Source organism: Streptomyces sp. 3-6, assembly GCF_056323165.1.
Genome location: NZ_JBWHZP010000057.1, coordinates 1 through 620, shown reverse-complemented (window position 1 = coordinate 620; position 620 = coordinate 1). Strand labels below are relative to the sequence as shown.

The window sequence follows — 620 nt, the reverse complement described above, 5'->3', positions numbered from 1 at the left end:
AACGAGCGGACCAGCACCTCGTAGAAGACGGCGCGTTTGAACCACTCGGGGTCCCGGTCCCCGGCGGGGGTGTCCTCGAAGGTGTCCGGCACGGGTTCGTTGACGATCATGGTGTGGGTGACCCTCCGTTTCGCGGTGCGGCGGGCGGTCGCTGGACGTGCAGGACATGCGCGGGAGCCCGCCCCGGCTCCAGCCGCACGTAGTTGGCGCTGCCCCAGTGATAGGTCTCACCGGTGAGTTCGTCCCGCACCGGCACCGGCTCGTGCGGGTCCAGTCCGAGGTGCGGCAGGTCCAGGAAGACGGTGGCCTCCTGGGTGTGGTGCGGGTCGAGGTTGACGACCACGAGGACGACGTCGGAGCCGCTGCGCTTGCTGTACGCGATGACCGCGTCGTTGTCGGTCCCGTGGAAGCGCAGATTCCTCAGCCGTCGGAGCGCTGGGTGTGCGCGGCGGAGGGTGTTGAGTGTGGTGATGAGCGGGGCGATGGTGCGGCCCTCGCGTTCGGCGGCTTCCCAGTCACGGGGCCTGAGCTGGTACTTCTCGGAGTCGAGGTACTCCTCGCTGCCCTCCCGCAGCGGGGTGTTCTCGCACAGTTCGTAGCCGCTGTAGATGCCCCAGGTG

General features: G+C 68.5%; 1 pseudogene. It reads right to left on the bottom strand.

What is annotated here, in order from left to right:
• Positions 1 to 106: 106 nt before the first annotated feature.
• Positions 107 to 620, bottom strand: a pseudogene (locus tag AC02VZ_RS26055) (alpha-1,4-glucan--maltose-1-phosphate maltosyltransferase); the annotation flags it as partial.